Annotated in this window: 13 protein-coding genes; 1 reads left to right on the top strand and 12 read right to left on the bottom strand. The window is 56.5% G+C overall.

The window, feature by feature from the left end; translation table 11 throughout:
- Positions 1-4: 4 nt before the first annotated feature.
- The 3 genes from ACVOLV_RS08855 to ACVOLV_RS08845 all read right to left on the bottom strand — a co-directional run bounded on the left by ACVOLV_RS08855 (position 5) and on the right by ACVOLV_RS08845 (position 2,426).
- Positions 5-1,393, bottom strand: coding sequence for a hypothetical protein (locus ACVOLV_RS08855; RefSeq protein ID WP_481554059.1), 1,389 nt, complete (start codon positions 1,391-1,393; stop codon positions 5-7).
- Between the two features lie 77 nt (positions 1,394-1,470).
- Positions 1,471-1,731, bottom strand: coding sequence for a PAAR domain-containing protein (locus ACVOLV_RS08850; RefSeq protein ID WP_481514723.1), 261 nt, complete (start codon positions 1,729-1,731; stop codon positions 1,471-1,473).
- 101 nt (positions 1,732-1,832) lie between these two features.
- Positions 1,833-2,426 (bottom strand): M15 family metallopeptidase, encoded by a 594-nt coding sequence (locus tag ACVOLV_RS08845; RefSeq protein ID WP_303749870.1) that lies wholly within the window; start codon positions 2,424-2,426, stop codon positions 1,833-1,835.
- Between the two features lie 660 nt (positions 2,427-3,086).
- On the opposite strand from ACVOLV_RS08845, the gene ACVOLV_RS08840 reads away from it, so the two are divergent.
- Entirely contained in the window at positions 3,087-3,671 is a 585-nt protein-coding gene (locus ACVOLV_RS08840) for a hypothetical protein (RefSeq protein ID WP_481554058.1), read from the top strand.
- A gap of 407 nt (positions 3,672-4,078) precedes the next feature.
- On the opposite strand, the gene ACVOLV_RS08835 is transcribed toward ACVOLV_RS08840, so the two are convergent.
- From ACVOLV_RS08835 to tssH, 9 genes are all read right to left on the bottom strand, one after another.
- The gene (locus ACVOLV_RS08835) at positions 4,079-4,996 is read right to left on the bottom strand and encodes a DUF6708 domain-containing protein (RefSeq protein WP_481554057.1); all 918 of its coding nucleotides are present in this window, start codon (positions 4,994-4,996) and stop codon (positions 4,079-4,081) included.
- A gap of 390 nt (positions 4,997-5,386) precedes the next feature.
- On the bottom strand, positions 5,387-6,121 hold the full coding sequence (locus ACVOLV_RS08830) for a putative type VI secretion system effector (protein WP_481554056.1): 735 nt from the start codon (positions 6,119-6,121) through the stop codon (positions 5,387-5,389).
- Positions 6,122-6,196: 75 nt separating this feature from the next.
- A complete protein-coding gene (locus ACVOLV_RS08825; protein ID WP_481554055.1) occupies positions 6,197-7,120 on the bottom strand; it encodes a DUF6708 domain-containing protein in 924 nt (307 codons plus the stop codon).
- 567 nt (positions 7,121-7,687) lie between these two features.
- A complete protein-coding gene (locus ACVOLV_RS08820; RefSeq protein WP_481554054.1) occupies positions 7,688-8,629 on the bottom strand; it encodes a DUF6708 domain-containing protein in 942 nt (313 codons plus the stop codon).
- Positions 8,629-11,181: a T6SS effector BTH_I2691 family protein gene (locus ACVOLV_RS08815; protein ID WP_481554053.1), complete on the bottom strand. Its 2,553-nt coding sequence runs from the start codon at positions 11,179-11,181 to the stop codon at positions 8,629-8,631. The genes ACVOLV_RS08820 and ACVOLV_RS08815 overlap by 1 nt, the downstream gene beginning before the upstream one ends.
- A 43-nt stretch (positions 11,182-11,224) precedes the next feature.
- The gene (locus ACVOLV_RS08810; protein WP_481554052.1) at positions 11,225-11,986 is read right to left on the bottom strand and encodes a DUF4123 domain-containing protein; all 762 of its coding nucleotides are present in this window, start codon (positions 11,984-11,986) and stop codon (positions 11,225-11,227) included.
- A 68-nt stretch (positions 11,987-12,054) separates the two neighbouring features.
- Complete coding sequence (locus ACVOLV_RS08805) at positions 12,055-14,796, bottom strand: type VI secretion system Vgr family protein (protein WP_481554051.1); 2,742 nt, start codon at positions 14,794-14,796, stop codon at positions 12,055-12,057.
- Positions 14,797-14,921: 125 nt separating this feature from the next.
- Positions 14,922-15,272: a hypothetical protein gene (locus ACVOLV_RS08800; RefSeq protein WP_303749862.1), complete on the bottom strand. Its 351-nt coding sequence runs from the start codon at positions 15,270-15,272 to the stop codon at positions 14,922-14,924.
- 21 nt (positions 15,273-15,293) lie between these two features.
- On the bottom strand, positions 15,294-18,044 hold the full coding sequence (gene tssH / locus ACVOLV_RS08795; protein ID WP_481554050.1) for a type VI secretion system ATPase TssH: 2,751 nt from the start codon (positions 18,042-18,044) through the stop codon (positions 15,294-15,296).
- Positions 18,045-18,057 lie beyond the last annotated feature (13 nt).

The following is an 18,057-nucleotide window of genomic DNA, read 5'->3' as shown; positions in this document are numbered from 1 at the left end:
GGGTTCAGGAGACTGCCGGCATTGCAACCGCCAGCGTCGGGGAAGGAAGCGGCTCTACGAGACCAAACAAACGTTGCTGCGCGTCGGCAACGCCCAGCAACACAACTGCCTCGGACTGGCGCTGCAACTGCGCTTGGGCCAAGGCCAACAAGGCGACCGGCAACACCGGGCCGAGCTCACCAGAGCACAATGTCAGGGCAAGGCTCTGTGAACTGAAATCAAGATCAGGGTTGATCGCAGCCGTGACTGCCGCTGTATCAACCAGCGATTCAGGGCGTTGATCGGAATCGTGCAGCACGAACTGCACCCGCGCCGTATCGGCAAGCAGAGGCTGCAACCACTGCGTTGCCGCGCTGGCGAGCTGTCGGCGGAGCTCTGCAGGACGCGCGCCGTGAACCGGCTCCAGACGCTCAAACTGCGGCCGCCAGAAACGCGCTGCGCCTTCGCCTGTGAGCTGGCTGCTGGCCAGCAATACACCAGCGGCACCCTCGCCCGGCACGTGACCGTCGGCGTGTTGCGCGGTTGCAAGCAGGCCGCGCGCCAGCCAGGTATTGATGACTGCAGCGTCTATCGCGGAATAGCAGGAAGCGAGCAAGTGCCAGCGCGGTGTGCCCGAACTCAAGGCATCCACCACCCGCTGCAGATGTGGCCATACATCGCCGGAACGCTCGAACACACTGATGCGCACATCAAACCGTCGCGCATCCAACCCGGCCTGCAGCGCCTGCTCTTGCAGCCATGTCTGCGCCCAGTGACGCAAACCGTCCGACCAGGATGGCGAAACGACGAGCTCTACGGTAAGAACATTCTCGACCCGATCTTCTTCGCGCCGGCGCAGACCAGCGATCACAACTTCTTCACTACCAACAATTGCCGGCATAGCGCCATAAGCCGCATCCAGCAACTGTTCGAGAACGGGCTGCAACAACGCCATCGCGCGCCGCTCATGGGCAGCGGTATCAATCGTTCCTTCGCGTTCGGACAACACCGTCCACTCGTCAAGACCAGCGACGGCACTCACACGAATCGGAAGATTGTTGGCGTCGCGGAAACGCGTGTCCAACTGCGGCCGTGGCAACGCCGAGGCGACAGCCAACACCGCGCTCGCATCGTTGCCCGCAGGCAGGTGAACGCTTCCTGCGGTGATTGCCACCGAGGAAACATGCGTGCTGTTGGACTCGACTGCAGCAGGTGCGGCCTCTTCGGCATTCGCGCTTGCTGCAACCGCCTTGTCAACGCCACGTGAAAGCATGCCGCGCAGCATGTAGCCCGCACCGCTCAAGCCCACCGGCAATACGCCGAGGTAGGCCAGCATCTGCATGCCATTGGGGGTGGTGCCACTGCTACGCCAGTACATGATGGCCGTCGCCCAGGTGGCAACGAAAACCATCATTACGCTCCCCGCGTTCTTCAACCATCCTGCCATCAGTCGCTGTGCTCCATGCGCTGCTCCTGTACCGCGTGTTGCGCTTAGCCCAACCCAGTGCTGCTCTGTGTGGCCATCAATGTGGCCCCACATGCAGTGCGATCTCCGTCACGTGCTACAGGCTGCCCGTCGATTACGACGGTAGCGTCACCACTGATGATTGAAGTTGCCCCGTGCACCGCGCAGATGGCGCGGTCCCCGATGCGGGAAACTGGTTTGCCGTTCACGTCTGTCTGGCCAGTGCCAGACACCACGCTACCGCCATGACTTAACTTGTCGCCGACAACGATAAACGGTCGTGCCATGCATCACACTCCTTGATTCGCCGTGACCCGGTCTTTCCATCGCCCCTGTCCAACGGCGACCCGAGTCATCACCGGCGTACGATACCAGCACTTGTTCGCGCTTATAAGCCTTGGCGTCGCAGTTCATCACGCTTCGCGTTGCGTGCCACCTTGCATCGCGCCGTGGCCTCTACGTGCACGTAGTCCTTGATGCTGCGCCAGTTTCCGCCCCAATCCAGACCTGCCTGTTCAGCAAGCTCGCCATACAGAAAATAACCACGCCGGGTCCACGGATCTTCCATGTCCCATTGCAGACGCCCGTCACGAATTGGCGCACTGTCCACACCCAAACCGTACTGGTGACAGCTTTGCCAGGCACCGGCACGAGTCGCCTTGCCACCGGCCATCAACTCGGCCTGTCGCTCGGGGCTGCGATAGCCTTCGATCAACACCATCTCGTAACCATACTGACGGCGCATGACTTCGTAGATAGCCAGAACGCGTTGCTGCAGATCCGGATCAATCTGGTTCCATTTGCGATCAGCAGTGACTATCTCTGGTCGCAGGCGGCGAATCTCCGTGGTCGTGAACACTTCCGGCGGCGGCGCAGGCGGCGGCGTCAGGCGCTCACCGCGCAACAACTGCGCAACCATGGAACCGGACTCGGCAAGATCATCACCGCGGAAATCAGACAGCACCACTGTCTGTCGTGACATCAGAATTATCACCGGAGGAATGCACAGCAAGCCTATCGCGATGGCCAACACGGGCCAGTGACGACGCAGCGTGCCACGTACACTCACAACCTCTTCACGAACCCCACTGCGCACACGCGCAGCACCTGCGCCAGCGCGATCGCCTGCACGTCCCGCCCTTTGTCGCACTGCAACCCAACGCGCCCGCAGACGCGCAAACACCGGACCCAGCGACTCAGGGAACAACAGGCCCCAGCAAAGCAACGCAACAAGCAGCAACAGCACAATGGCTACAACGACAATTACAGTCACCGGTCCTCCATGACGACAATGCAGGTTGACGCATCGAGAGGCTTACTCTACAAATGCGCGTATTCGTTTCGGCACTAGCCGACTCAAACCAAGGGCTGGAAGCACTTGAATAATGGCGGAATAAATCGGCCGAGTCTGCTCTCAGGGGGAGCGCAGAACAACGGCCCGGCACCGAACACGGGCCGCATTCTCGCAGACATGGAAGGTCGACAGGTTGCCGCATCGTCGCGCGCCACCAAAGACCACTCCCCCCAAAGCCGGCGTGTCTGGTTGTGGGTTGGTGCGGGTTGCGCACTGCTGCTTGCATTCACAACCGCAACACTGTGGTGGCTCTCAAGCAGCACCACACAGGACGATGCGGAGTACTCGTTGAACCCTGACGCAGTTCCAGATTCGTCTGCAACTTCTGTCACCGGACACCCCGATGCACCCGCAGCTGCAGGCAGCAATGGCGCCGCGATGATTGTTGATGCACCGGACACCACGGACGCAAACAGCCGTAATGCAGCCACACCGACGCAGGCGCTGCCTGCGACAGCAAGTACAACTTCAAGTGCAACGACTGCAGCTCCTGCAAGAGAAGCGCGTGCGCAGCGCGCACCAGCAGCTGCACGCACTGCTGCTGGCAGCAGGACGCAGGATGAAAACCTGCTCGGCACGCTGCTGGGCATCATCAAGGAAGAAGAAAGCAAGAAGAAGAAAGCTGCTGCAGCGCCACAGCCTCAGACCATGGACGATCTGATCGCGAAGATCGAAGCAGACGACAAAAAGCGTGCCGATGACGAACGCGTCGCGTTCGAGCAGGTGGCAACACGGAAGACTGCTTCAACCGAATCGACCATCCAGACCCAGCTGCGTGCCTGCCCTGGTGCGAACACCACCAAGGGGCTGGAATGTCGCGCGAAGATTTGCGCGGGCGTGCGTGGGAAGGATCCTGCTTGCCCGGCTATGTGACGTGGTGAGCATTCAGTTCATGTAAGCGCATTGCTTGCTTGTGAGGTTCACTGCACCGCCATCAGTTCCTCATAGACGCTGGCACGGACAGGCTCTAGCCTGCCTCTGAGTTCATGCTAACGAGCCCGCTTAAGCGGGCTTCTTTCTTAAGCGAAGAATAATCCATGTATCAACCATAGGCAGTCTGGTAGCCAGCCTGCCAAAAGCGGGCCTCGATCGCCAACTAGGCAACCGCAATCTACGCCAGGAGCGTGAAGACGCACTTGCCTCTGAAGTCACTTGGAGGTCTTCAGGGACATCAAATGTGTCCGCCTGATTGGCGAGCCAGGGCTTTGAACTGGCTGCCCATCAAATGCTTGCCGGGTTAGGCCAACATCACTAGCTAAAGCGGCCCCGGCAGCAAGAGATCAACTGGTTGCCTCCACAATGCTCCAGACAATCCAGACGCCGGACGCAACTCCGATCACGGTACAGATCAACGGCCAGATCAATTCCACGAACCCCAGCTTGATGTTGTTCCGCCAATCACGCTGAAAGGGGTCATCCGCGTTTATCTCATTCACTGCCTCTACTTCCACTGGCCAGACGGGGATGCGAGACGTGGTCATCGCAAGCCAGCGAGCTAGCGCTATGAACCCAAAAGGTAACGAGAAGATCAAATGCAGGAAGGGAAACCGCATGAAGCTTGCGAAGGCCCGAAAAACTCCGAACAGGAACCCTTCCTTACGATCGTGGATCGGCAGGAAGATAGGCACTTCCGCCGCCGCCAGCGCCGGCCCGTTCTCATATTCCATGTACTGCCGAATAAACTCCCAAAGTCGCATAAGGTCGTTCTCATCCGACATATACGCATAGCCGAGGGTATATGTCTCCAGGACCGTCCTCCCATCTTCAGAAAGGAGATGCATGCGCAAGTCCTGGGTCTTACCTACCGGTGGCGTCGTCGCCTCACCGATAAAGAAGAACAACTTATTCCAATCCGCTGAAAGCACAGTTCCGTTCTGTCGAAATACGTAGACCTTTCGGCCTTTTCTGTTCAAGCGCATTGGATAGTGTGTCCAGCGAAAGCACTCGCTTCGCACGAGCCAAAAAGCTCCGCTCACTATGAACAGTGATATCGGCAGCATGAAAAACCAAAAAGCCCAAGGAATCCAGCGCTCATCCTCACGGAAAGGCGGCCCTAAAAACATAATGTGATACAGCAAGACGCCAAGCGGCGCGTAGGCCATCCCTCCAATCAACCCAAGAAACGCATTGAAACCCTTCCCTGGATACCAACGGTCAACCAGTTCTAGGAACGTTGAATTGACGCGTATGACCGACATTACGCTACAAGGGTCTTCACTAGCCTTAACACTTCTGCTGAGTTGCTTCTTTCGTTCGCTATCGCAAAGCGGTCGATTCACGGGAAAGCGTAAGTTTCGCGCATCAATTCCAGCGTAGTCCACACACGGCCTCCATTGCCCTAACCTACCTCAACATACAAAAGACTAGTTCGACCTCCGACACAATGATGTACGCAGCAATGGAAAATAGATCGCCACCGATCCACCTCATCCTGTCAGCATATCAACTCACTCGATATGCATGTGAATCCCCATCCGCCGCTTGCATAACTACCAATACAGCAGTGAAATTGACGCTCTTCGATCAGCCATAGAAAGACTGCAACCGACAGAAAAATATCCAATTGGCGATGCCAATCCCTACACCTATTAGTAGCGAAAATAAAAAGGACCGAGCGCTGGCGGATCATCCGGTCTGATAGAACTCATAGTCTTCTTGCGCAAATTTATTTCCTCAGGGTTCTTCCAACCAACCGAAGCGAAAACAATCTCCGCCATCTTCACAAACGGAAGATACTTCCTGGAAACACTCCAACCGATTAGTGAAAAAATAGCTGTACCTCCTAGTATCACAAAACCAATAGTAACCATCAACATGGCGACCTCACCTCCGCCACCTATAGCCCAAAAGAACGTCAACATTACAACGGTGACAATCGCTACAACCAATGACATCCACAACAAGCCCCTGATTGTTGTCTTAACATGCGCCGATCGACCGGACACAACGTGAGGAAAAAGAGCGATGATCCGGTCACGTGGACGAAGCACGGCGAATGCCCGCATGTAACCATCGGCCTCTTCCGCCACCACTTCAACCTCATCCCCTTCCTGAAACGGGTTCGCCCATAAAATCGCACGCACTGCCTCATCGCCCAACTGAAAAGTCAGCGCAAAAGCCTCCTCGCGCATCTCTTCCATAGACATAGCCACCATCCCAGCAGCTAGCCCGCTCAATCCGGCAGCGGCTGCCAGAGTTCCGGCAAGCGCACTGCGCTTTTGCAACTCCTCCCCCTGGAACGCGCCAACCGTTGTTACTTCAACTTCAAGGTTGCGCATGGTGCCAACCAGAACTCGTACCGATGACGCCGCTTCAGTGTTCATCTTTATCCTCCACCGACATCCCCGCCCCGCTGGTCGAAATGCAGCGCGCAACCAGAACTTGCGCCGGAAGGACTGTTAATTTCCAAGTGATTCCTTATCTACGGCTTCCGGCCAGATGACAGCAGGCGAGAATCGCATCGCAAAATAGTGCGCAACCCCCATCGGCACAAATAGCCAGAATGTCAACAGCAGAAACGGAAAATTAAAAGACCAATCACCTGCCGTCATTCGACTGCGCACTTTCTCTCCATCTTTGGTTGGGTCAAACATACGCATATAGTGGAACAAGCTACGTCGAAATGTTACGTCTTGATTTCTAGGCTCGCAAGCAGGAACACCCGACACGCCGGACTCCATGTATTCAACACAATAATCCCAAGCATCATGCATTTCTTTGGTGGTTGGCCAATTACCCATCAACTGAAAACATCCACCCACATCAGAGCGCCCTCGATCTATTAACCAAAGGGAAAACCTCTGCATATAGACCTTGCCCGTGAATCCCTTATAACAATATATCTTGGCATCAACATCACTCCAGTCGAAAATCTTTACAGTCACAGGCCACTCCCTGAATGGATTCAAGCTATAGGAATGCTCATAAACATAGATTTTCTTAAGAGCTCTATTAAAACGAACTGGCCGATCGCTCGAAATACCAAGATCCGTTTTGAATAACAGAAAAACAATCCAAGATGCACCTATCAATAAAACTGGTAAAACAAAAACAACAGCAATAACTTCGCTATCCAACGGGAAAGCAATTTTTATAAGCAACGAAAAACAAGCGAAGAAACCAAAAAGACCTAAGATTGCGAACAATAAAGAGCCGCCCCGCATAATTATCGAAGACCTTGATATCTCCAAAACAACGTCGTCTATTCTGTTAACCAACTCGGCCGGCAATTTCGAATTTCTTATATGCCCAACACAACTTCCTGGCAAACCCTCGACCCAGCGCCCCGGGATAAAATTCGAGCCAACCTCTCCGGAAACCATCAATCTTCGTCCTTTACTCCAAGAGTAGCCCGTGCATCATCATCGGAAAAATCTGGCCAGCAGAGTGGCCAGGCTTACTGCTGGTCCTTGCGAACGGAAGTGGTGTGGGGATCCCAGCGAATCGCCAGATCAGGTTTTTGATGATCCGAAAGCCCTCACTATTGCTACGGATCGGCAGCCAAGGTTCGTACTCCTTGCTGTACTCATGGGCGATGCTTCAACCGGATCAACTGGTCAATCGCGCTTTGGTCCAGCGCTTGGCCGCCAGCCTCAGCGACGATTTCTGCTGGAAATTCTGGAACTCGGGAAAGATCGGTTACGCACGATGGGCCGCTTTACTCCATGTATTGCCGTACATGTTTCCATAGCACCAATTGCATGCTGTCGAAGCCGCAAGTCCAACGTAATCTACCCGCCATCTCCATACCATCTCGTCCATTACCAGAGATACCATCATTCACGCCACACACTTGTCTTGAGTGGTAAAATCGCTGTGAACTAGAAGAATGTCCGGATCAAGTTAACGGCAGAGGAAGAAACCATCCAGACTGACGCAACGTCACACAGCTAACGGAACTCGATGGGATTGATGCGGTAATCAAGATGATACAAATCATCATCTGCTACAGCACTCACCAACTCGACATCAGCAGGCCAACGTGGGATTAGACTTTTTCGCATCGCAAGCCAACGACCCAGTGAAGAGATGGCAACAAATGGCCACCCAAGATAGCCAAGCGCCGCGACAACGGGGTCTGGATGGCGAAAGTGAGACGCCAACACCTCAAATCCAACTTTGAAAGACTCCCTTCTCCCATCGATAGGCAGTGCTAGCTTCAAATAAGGCGCTACGGACCCAGGCCCTTCTTCCATATACCGCCTAAAAAACTCCCAATGAGAACGGAGCTTTCGCATACCCTCTGTACTGCCCGAATCATTAACCCCTAGCGCAAATGTCTCCTTAATAGTCACACCGTCTACACCGAGCACGTGACCACGAATTTCCCAAAGCCTGGCATCAACTCCTAAAGTAAAAAAAACATCATCCCATTTTACCTGGAGCACACTTCCGTCCTGGCGAAAAACGTAAACCATCCGAAGCTTCCGATTCATTCGGATCGGATAGTGAGTGTAATGCACCCATTCAAACCGTCCCAAGAAGAAAATAGCGGCAGCCATTCCGACGAGAGCCATCACCGCAAAGAGGCCGAAAGCAGACAACCCTTTTCCATCACGAATAGAATCGAACTCCAACCAACTAAAACCAACAGCGAAAGAGATAAGGACAACAATCCAGACTATAACGAACGTCGTAAACACACCCTTCCAACTGTAAAATTTATCCGCAACTTCCAGATATGACGAATTCATCCTTATAACAGTCAGATCAGGATAAGGAGTTACGTCGTCCAACCTGGTGCTTTTGCAGAATTTGTGCTCATTATCCAGGTCACTCAGTTTCCTATTAATCGGAAAAGGCCGACCAGGCATTATTCCTTGGTAATACATCAAGAAACTCCAATTGCTAGCTGATACTCTCGACTCTCGGTTACGTCATCCTCGTATCGCTCAGACTCCAAACGCCCCCAATAGCAACGTTCTAACCAAGCATGTTTAGAGTTATCACCATCAATCATAATAATCAAAGTAACAACCACAAGTGCAACCAAGAAAAAAACCGAGAATAATAATGAGCCAGCCAATATCGCGACACTCAAGCCCAGACCGGCAGCCCCAGATATGAAATAAAGAGTTGCCATTTTTTCGTTACCCCTTTGCTTCTCCCTCCATGCCCTAGTGAAATCAACCACCGAAATTAATATCCCTCCAATCGCCGAAAACGCGCGCCCCAAGTTCGCGACAATAGTTCCAATAGCTGACCAGCGCATAAACCTAGGGACAGCATTCCCTACTCTCTCCACCTGTTTCCCTGCCAGCTCCAAACTTCCGCCGACTACACCCACGCTAGTAAACACAACTCTCGCCCAAGACTCATCACGCTCATGCATCATACTGCCAACCGCCTTCTTGTAAACGGTCGCCAAAGCGACTGCTGACAGTAACGAACCAGCCAGACCAGTTCTCAAATCCGTATCTATAACGGAGCGCCAGTTACCCAGTTTATTCCCAATAAACCCGTTCCGCTCCATTCTATAGTTTGCAGATGACACGAGAGTAGAATCCTGACGCACTCCGACAAAGGCGATATCAGAGCGCGACTGCCTTGTATTCAACCCCAGTATTTGCAGACGTCGTAACTCAGCATGGATTGCTTGGTAACGTGGTCGCTGTCCCGTTGCACGTTCCATAGCAAGCATAACTTCTCGAACAATCTGACCAGAAGTCTTACTTGCCAGGGTCACTTTCTCTAGCGGCACCTTTCCTGCCACTCCCCACGCAACAAGCCCGTAAAGCTTAGTTGGCGCATCAACGACGCGCCCCAAGACCTTCGCAAAAGGCCCCATGGTCTGTTTAATGAGCGTGGCCACCAACGTATTGACCCCATCGCCACCAGGCTTCACAGCCTCGCCATATAAGCCAAACAAATTCGACCACTGCAGTTCGCTCCAGCCAATTTTTACTGCACTTTCGGCAGATCTTGCCACCTGCTCTGCCAATCTATCCTGATTCAGCAAGTACGCCCTCAAAAGCAAATTATTTTTATCCTGCGGACTACTTTCGAGCCAACGCCCATAAAGTTCGGCCTGTGGGAGCTTATCTTGGGTGTCAACGATGCAAGAAAGAACCACGCCAAGATAACCGGCACCACTGAGAGCGTCATCCGGGTCATAATTGCATTGCAAATGAACCCGCAATTTTGTTGACTCAAGTAGAATCACATGAACACGCGCCAATGGCGCAATGATCGTCTCATCAATAACTCTAAGTTCGCTATCATGCTGGGCCTGCCACGACTCACGAGCAGCTTCATTGTACCGCTCCAAATAACCACTACTCGCCCAAGCGTTGGCACGAATTTTTTTTAGATCATTTGCATCAAGATCAACATTCTCTCGCACAAGATCACCCGCCCCCATCCCTCCTCGCGCGTCTGCATAGCTGCCGATATCAGAGGACACAGCATCGGTTGTATTCACTGACTTTAGGACAGTCTGATGCTCTACGGTTTCCCGCAATTGCTGAATTGCCGCAGATGCAGCCAGAGGTCTTGCACGACCGGGCTCAGCGAGAAAACCGGCCAACCTATCATTCATCAGCGCACCAACTTCGGCAGTCAAGCCGACGGGATCACCCAACGCCACCATCGCATACGGGTCTCGCGACACTGGTTGATTGGGTGTTTCCCCCCAAAGCACTCCACTAAAATCACTACGATCCAATGCGGCAAAATCATATGGCGAGAACATGAAAGCTGGTTCCGGCGTAACGGTGACGCCGCTTATGCTGGCCGTGCCTGCAGTTTTACCGGCACCATCGGCATTGCCCGCGTTGAAGTACGATTTAGGTGATGCTTTTAGAGCGTATTCGCTAACCGAGTCAAACACCCCCTCCAGAAGAGCAAGATGTTTCTGCGTTTTCCTTCCCTTCGCGCGAAACCATGCGCCTACGTCGATGCACCGCATATGCAAGGCGCGATATTCTGACTCCTCATGTCGCTTTAATACATCAGTCGTCCATTGAGTATCGCTGTGTACCAGCCACAACTTGCCAGCTTTGGCGGCGTCCTTTACCTGTATACAGCGTGCCAAAGAGCGCGCGCCAGATCGACTGCACACAACATCTTGCGCCGACGCCCCAAGCACCGGACCTTCGGCCATATCAAAAGCATAAAGTTGCCCCCCAGGTGCGACTTCGTACGCCGACCATTGCCTACGCGCCTCGTCATACACGTATAAATATCCACCACGCAGGAGTCGTAGCGTGTACTTGGCATTGTCCGTACCCAATGGCGGATAGTCCGATACGTCAAACGGAAGTCCTAGATCCGGGGCCCTCTTCCCCTCCACCACATCATCGCCAGCCCAAGCCAAGGCATATCGAAGCGGAAGAATCGGAAGGCCGATAATTTTGCATGTGGGGCATTCATGGGAATCAGACATCAAAGAAATCTCGCAATTTTGATATGTTTGTTGATCGCATAAGCTAGGCTTGCAAGTCAGCCATGGACCTGAAAAATGATTGTTCCCCACGTCTTGCAAGTTCAACTGCCTCGCTGATTACAGACTTATCTAGCCAATGAACTCCGAACCGCTCTAAACCCAACGCAAGCGCACAGATATCGTCATCATCTTTCAGACCAAGTAACATCGCCTGTTTAACGTAGCCGTCAATGCGCATCACGAATGAGCGCCCATCACTTGGCTCCCTAGTCTCACCAGCCAATAATTTCAAAGTTTTGTTCAAGAAACGTTGTCGCCCAAGCGCCGACCACTGCTCCGATGTAAGCCTTGCGGGCTGGGGTTCGATACTCTCAAGCGGCTTGACTCGCTGCCTCCACGCTCCGATCACTCGATCAAACCAAGTCCAACAATCAACCACCCCCAAGAATCGGCGCATCTGTGCATCACTCAGTAACCGATCCAAGCAATCAAACACACTTGGATCATGGAACCTTAGCCAGTATTTTTCGGAATGACTTGCAGCTCCGATCATCCTGGCACTTAAGTGTGCCGCCACATCTACTTGAGATCTATTGCTACTCAGGAGCGCTCCAAATAGAGGGCCCTGTCCCCGCTGAATTTGGAGCGCATTTCTCTCCAAAAGCCCCTCTCGACCCGCGTTTCCTAGCGAGTCCAAGGTAATCAACTGAGGAAGATGAGACAGATCGCCGCCAAATATCTCAACTCCTAGCACTATCGGTTTAAATTCGCGCCAATACGCCGACTCAGCGCGCATCGGATTCATGATTGCGTATTCGAATCGCGAGAATTCGCGATGCCCCATGTCTGCTACTACTAGGTGGCTAAAGCGATTCACGCGACTGGCACCAGTGCAGCGCCATCCTTTTCGGCGTGGTGCGCAGCAAGGCCGCAAAACAGAAGATCGCCTTTCCCGAAAGAAGGAGGCCCTGAGCTCACACTAGCCGGCCCCACCCAATCCCTCTGGCTAGCCTTGAACTCAATCTTCCCGGGCGCTCCCAGCTCGATGTTGTCGCCCTCAATCCGAATGTAAGCACCAGCCGCAGTAGCTAGCAGATGCTTGCTCGGTGCCGCCATTTCGATAGTGGCTTCAGTGCTGGCGATGCGGACATTGGTCTTCGCAGCGATCGTGGCCTGGCTCTTGTGCGCGCGTGCGCTCACCTTGCCTTGTGCTGCGTGCAGGGCGATGCCGCGCTCCTGATTGGGGCTGTCTTTCCTGCCCTCGCTGCCCACGGTGTAGAGCACCAAGCCTTGCGCGACTGCCAGGCTCAGCGAGCCCTGCGTCATCCAGTTCAATGCGACACCGCTGCTCAGCAAGGTATGGGTACCGCTTACCCATGCTTGATCGGCCGGGGTCAGGCTCATCACGCCGGCTACGCCGCTGCCGAGTAGTACGGGTGCGCTCCAGCCAGGCGCTTCGCCATCGCCACCATTGATGCTGCCGGCGCTGCTGCCGCTATGCGTTGCTTTCAGCTGTTCCTGCAGTTCGGTCAGGGTTTGATCGATGGGCAGTTCGGCTAGATCTTTGGGCAGCTGCGCAGTCTGATCAGTTGCGGAGTCGGCCAGGCTTTTGAGCAGGTCGTGGCCTTGCTGCAACTGTGCGATGGCTTGTGGTGCCGCCATCTGCGGCGTGCCTTCCTCTGTTGTCAGCAGCAGGCCGCGACCGGCGCGCAGGCTGCCGTGTGCTTGGGTTGAAAGCTCGACGCCGAAACCGCGCTCGCCTTCGCGCACGTTGTCGTCGCCGCCTTTCAGGTGGCCGAGGGTCAAGGTGGTGTCGTGCTGCGTTGTCGACAGCTGGGCGCGGCCCTGCCCCGGTGTGTCGTCGAAGCGTAGCTGCTGATAGCCGCCGGTGCCGCTTTGGCTTTCTGCCAGCGCCTGGCTCTTGAAGCCGGTATACACGGCGGCGTGATCGTTGCCTTCGAACCATGCGGCGGCATTGCCTGTGGCGTTGGCTCCACCGCTGTTCAACTTGTTGTGCTGTGCGTCCTGTTGGCCGCGGCCGTTATAGAGCGCGCCAACAATCACGGGGCGGTCGATATCGCCTTCCAGGAACGCGACCAATACTTCCTGGCCGCGCCGCGGCAGCACTACGCCACCCCAGTTGTCGCCGGCCCACGGGGTCATGACGCGCACCCATGTCCAGGCGTTACCGCTGGCGGGCGCGTTGTCGTCGCCGGCCGGGTGCGCCAAGCCGTTGCTGGCATTGCCCCCTCGCTGCCACGGGAACTGCACTTTGATGCGGTGGTCGCGGTCAGACAGCAAGGGATCGCCATCACTGACCACAACTGCACTCAAGGTGCCGGTCACGCTGGGGCGCGGGTGCAGGTGTACGCCATGCCCATCTTCGGTCTGCGGGCGGTAGATGACCTCGGCCGGAATCACCGCGAACTGGTTGTCGTAGAAACCTGTGTTGATGTCATTACGGCCTGCACCATTACGGATGCCCGCCAATGCCGCTGGCAGCTCCAGTGCGCGCTGGTTGATTGGGCCAAGCGTCTGCTCGAGTGCATCGAATACATCAGCATCCAGGTTATTGCGGGCCTGGTGTCGTACCGAGATACAGAGGAATGCGGCGTCCTCGGCCACCTGCGGGTGCTGTGACAGGGCGAGCTTGGCGCCCGGCGCAAGTGCACGCCACTGGCCGCCACCTTCAATCAGGTGTGAGCGCACGCGCAGTGCATCCAGATGCTGCTGCGCGCGACGCTGCCCGCGCGCATTGTCCTGCCAGCCGTAAGGCCCGCTGGTGTCCTGGTCAACCACACCGAGGTCGGCGCCCTGCGCTGCCTCGGCGCTTGCCTTGCGGCGCTCAAGGCTGCGGTAATCCCAGGTTGCCCGCTCCACCTTCGGCGTGCACCAGCTGCGGGCTTCCTGCCACTGCTGGATGGCGTCGCTACGTTCGCTTTCGTTGCTGCGATGGAAGCGAACGCTGCCGAGATCGGTAACGTCATGCGCGTGATCAGCCAATACCAGGGTGTGCTTGCCGAAAGCCGCTGCATCCGGGTCGCCTTCATGCTCGAACCAATAGAAGATGCCTTCTTCAGCCAGCAGGCGCTGTACGAACGCCAGATCGCTCTCCTGGTACTGCGTGGTCAGGCTGCGCTTGGCGTATTGGCTGGCATCGGCAAGCACCCAGCGCCACTCGGGCGCCAGGCTACCGTAGTCGGCGAAGATGTCTTCGATGATCTCGACCACGGTCTTGTCGTGGAAAACATAGCTGTCGACGCGCTGCGACAGAAACGCCAACCATGGCTGCAGGCGCAGGCGATAACGGGCGAGCCCGCCATTGCTGCCAATCCGTTCGGCGGCGGTGATGCGCCCGTGCAATGGCCGGTGATTGCCATCGGCCTGCTGCAGCTGGAGCAAGGCAGGCTTGCCGATCAGTGGCTGCAATTGCAGGCCAGCATCAACGGATAGCGCGGTGATCGTCCATTGAAAGCCGATGCCGTCGATCTGCTCGACGCCATCCAGTGTCTCCGCAACAAGCACGTCGCCGCCCAGCGCGGTATGCAGCCGCAGGAAGCGTTGTGTCTGTGCGGGCCCGGCCAGGGCTGCCAATACGTTGTTTACCAAATCCATGGTGTTGATCTGCCTTCATGGGCTGTAGTGCGCACTACGGCCCGGACTGAAAACTGCTGGATGCATCTGTTTTTGCCATCCATTCCGGTGCCCGCCAGCACCGGAATGGCGTTGTTACCGTTGCATCAAGCGACCTGCGCGATTTCCTCAAGGCGCAGACGCACGCCTTCGCTGACCTGCAGGCGATAGTCGCGCCCACCTGCGGAAATAAGCACCTCACGCATATTGCTCACCAGCTGCGGCTTGCCGACCGGCGCGCTATCCATGTGGATGCGCCAGGAGCCACGGCTGATCTGGCCAGCCACAATGCGTGCATCCTGACGCGCTGCCGGTACGGCAGTTTCGAGCAGTTCGACGATGTGTTCCGGGCGCAAGCGATTCCATGCGCGCACGCGGTCGAGGTCGCGCCCCAGGCCCAGCTCGAGGCTGTCGCAGTGGTTCAGTGCTGCCTGGCGGTCAAATCCGAAAAATTCCATGCTGTTCTCCTTCTTCCGTAATCAAGAAACTTTGTACTTGAAATCGCCCTTCTTGCCGGCGCTGACTTTGATGCTGTTGATGCGGGTGCCTTCGGCCATGGCAGTCAACACGTTCTCCGCAATCTCCGGCAACAAGGTCCCGTTGAGAATGTGGTCGACATTGCGCGCACCCGAATCCACCTCGGTGCAGCGCGCCAGTACAGCTTCAACCAGACCTTCGTCCCAGCTGAAGCTGGCCTTGTGGTTTGCACTGACGCGGTCACGAATGCGGCCGAGCTTGAGGCTGATGATGCGCACCAGCACGTCATCGCTGATCGGGTAATACGGCACCACCTTCAAGCGACCAAGGAAGGCCGGCTTGAAGCTGCGCATCAGGATCGGCCGCAGGGCCTCGGCAAGTGCGTCTGCGGCGGGAATTTCTTCTGCCGGCTTGTTGAGGCAGGACTGCATGATCTGCGAGGAGCCGATGTTGGAGGTGAGGATGATCAAGGTATTGCGGAAGTCGATTTCGCGGCCTTCAGCATCATCCATCACGCCCTTGTCGAACACCTGGAAGAACATTTCCAGTACGTCCGGATGCGCCTTCTCCACTTCGTCGAGCAGCACCACGCTGTACGGGTTGCGACGCACAGCTTCGGTCAGCACGCCACCTTCGCCGTAGCCCACGTAGCCCGGCGGCGAGCCCTTCAAACCGGACACGCTATGCGCCTCCTGATACTCACTCATATTGATGGTGATCAGCTTGCGCTCACCGCCATACAGAATGTCGGCCAAGGCCAACGCGGTCTCAGTCTTGCCCACGCCGGAGGGCCCGACAAACATGAACACGCCGCGCGGCTTGTTCGGGTCTTCCAATTTCGCGGTCGCGGTACGCACGCGCTGGGCGATGGCGTCGAGGGCGTGGTCCTGGCCGATGACCCGCTCTTCCAGCAGGCTGCCCAGCGAGCGGATGGTGCGGATCTCATCCTTGACCATGCGACCGAGCGGCACGCCGGTCCATGCCGACACGATTTCAGCGACGACGGTGCCATCCACCTGCAGCGGAACCATTGGGGTCTCGCCCTGCAGGTCGCGCAGCTCTGCCTGCAATTTCGCAAGTTCTGCATGTTGTGGCGAGAGCTCACGCGCTGATTTGCTGCGCTTGCCAGTTGTTTTTGCGACAGCGACGTCGGCTTGTTCTTCTGCCGAGGCATCCGTATCACCCTCGCCCGCCAGGCCTTGCTCAAGCTGCTGGCGCAGCGCTGCAACGCGCCCGGCCAGTTCGCGCTCGACACTCAAACGCTGCTCATTGCTGGCAAGCACAGCCTGCGCTTCAAGCTGCTGCGCCTTCAGTTCGGCAAGACGCTCCTCATGCAAGGTGCTGCCGCCGGCAGTCTCGCGCTGCAATGCAGCCAGCTCGGCCTCGAGCCGATCCAGGTGCTTGCGGGTGTCTTCGATGATCGCGGGCGTCGCGCTTTGCCCAAGTGCGACCTTGGCGCAGGCGGTATCGAGCACGCTGACCGCCTTGTCCGGCAGCTGGCGGCCACTGATATAGCGGTGCGATAGGCGCACGGCTTCGGTCACGGCTTCATCCAGCACGCGGATGCCGAAGTGCGCCTCCATCAGGCTGACCATGCCACGCAGCATGGCGGCGGCCAGCACTTCGCTGGGTTCCTCCACCTTCACTACCTGGAAGCGACGCGCCAAGGCGGCGTCCTTTTCAAAGTATTTCTTGTACTCGCTCCAGGTGGTGGCGGCGATGGTGCGCAACTCGCCTCGTGCCAGGGCCGGCTTTAGCAGGTTGGCGGCGTCGTTCTGGCCAGCGGAGCCGCCGGCACCAATAATGGTGTGGGCTTCGTCGATGAACAGGATGATCGGGTGCGGACTCTTCTTGACCTCGTCGATCACGTTCTTCAGACGGTTCTCGAACTCGCCCTTGACGCTGGCACCGGCCTGCAACAAACCCATGTCCAAGGTGTGCAGTTCAACGCCTTGCAGCACGTCGGGCACATCCTTCTCGGCAATGCGACGGGCCAGGCCTTCGACGACGGCGGTCTTACCGACGCCGGCCTCACCGGTGAGGATGGGGTTGTTCTGGCGGCGACGCATCAGGATGTCGATGACCTGACGGATCTCGGCATCACGGCCGATCACCGGGTCGATCTTGCCGTCACGCGCACGCTGGGTGAGGTTGGTGGTGAACTGGTCCAGCGCCGGAGTCTTGGACAGGCCGCCCTTGGCCTCACCCGGCACCGCATCCGCATCGTCGCCAGCACCTTCGCCGGTTGCCGAAGCATCGGCGAAGCGCACGGTCTGTGCTTCCTGCGAGCCCTCGGTCAGCTTCGCAAAATCGTGCTTCAGCTCTTCACGCTTGAAGCGCACGAACAATTTGGAGCCGCGGTACGCCAGCTGCGCAAGGTCAGGCTCGGTCAGCAGCGCCAGCAGCAGGTGGCCACTGCGGATGCGGGTGGTTTCCGAATCCAGCGAAGCGATCAGCCAGGCGTGCTCGAACAAGGCCGGCAGATGCTGGGAGAACACCGGCGTGCGTGTATTGCCGGTCTTGAATTGGCCGATCTCGTCGCTGAGATCGCGCTCAAGCGACTCAGGCGATATGCCACTGCGCTGGGCGATCAGCACGAAGTCGCTCTTGGGCTGCTCCAGCAGCGCCAGGAACAGGTGCTCCAGATCCACCTCGTAGTTGCCACGCGCCATGCACAGATTGGCTGCGCGCTGGGTCGCCTGACGGCAGGTGTCGTCCAACTTGCTGATAAGTGTTTTGAGGTTGATGCTCATTCGGAACCACGCA

The organism is Stenotrophomonas sp. STEN023, from assembly GCF_056760135.1.
This window is presented reverse-complemented; position numbering and strand designations above follow the sequence as displayed.

What these genes read in the sequence shown, in the direction of transcription:
- ACVOLV_RS08855 (WP_481554059.1), bottom strand. Translation starts at nt 1,393, where the DNA reads ATGATGGTTTTCGTTGCCACCTGGGCGACGGCCATCATGTACTGGCGT.
- ACVOLV_RS08850 (WP_481514723.1), bottom strand. Translation starts at nt 1,731, where the DNA reads ATGGCACGACCGTTTATCGTTGTCGGCGACAAGTTAAGTCATGGCGGT.
- ACVOLV_RS08845 (WP_303749870.1), bottom strand. Translation starts at nt 2,426, where the DNA reads ATGTCACGACAGACAGTGGTGCTGTCTGATTTCCGCGGTGATGATCTT.
- ACVOLV_RS08835 (WP_481554057.1), bottom strand. Translation starts at nt 4,996, where the DNA reads ATGTCGGTCATACGCGTCAATTCAACGTTCCTAGAACTGGTTGACCGT.
- ACVOLV_RS08830 (WP_481554056.1), bottom strand. Translation starts at nt 6,121, where the DNA reads ATGAACACTGAAGCGGCGTCATCGGTACGAGTTCTGGTTGGCACCATG.
- ACVOLV_RS08825 (WP_481554055.1), bottom strand. Translation starts at nt 7,120, where the DNA reads ATGGTTTCCGGAGAGGTTGGCTCGAATTTTATCCCGGGGCGCTGGGTC.
- ACVOLV_RS08820 (WP_481554054.1), bottom strand. Translation starts at nt 8,629, where the DNA reads ATGTATTACCAAGGAATAATGCCTGGTCGGCCTTTTCCGATTAATAGG.
- ACVOLV_RS08815 (WP_481554053.1), bottom strand. Translation starts at nt 11,181, where the DNA reads ATGTCTGATTCCCATGAATGCCCCACATGCAAAATTATCGGCCTTCCG.
- ACVOLV_RS08810 (WP_481554052.1), bottom strand. Translation starts at nt 11,986, where the DNA reads ATGAATCCGATGCGCGCTGAGTCGGCGTATTGGCGCGAATTTAAACCG.
- ACVOLV_RS08805 (WP_481554051.1), bottom strand. Translation starts at nt 14,796, where the DNA reads ATGGATTTGGTAAACAACGTATTGGCAGCCCTGGCCGGGCCCGCACAG.
- ACVOLV_RS08800 (WP_303749862.1), bottom strand. Translation starts at nt 15,272, where the DNA reads ATGGAATTTTTCGGATTTGACCGCCAGGCAGCACTGAACCACTGCGAC.
- tssH (WP_481554050.1), bottom strand. Translation starts at nt 18,044, where the DNA reads ATGAGCATCAACCTCAAAACACTTATCAGCAAGTTGGACGACACCTGC.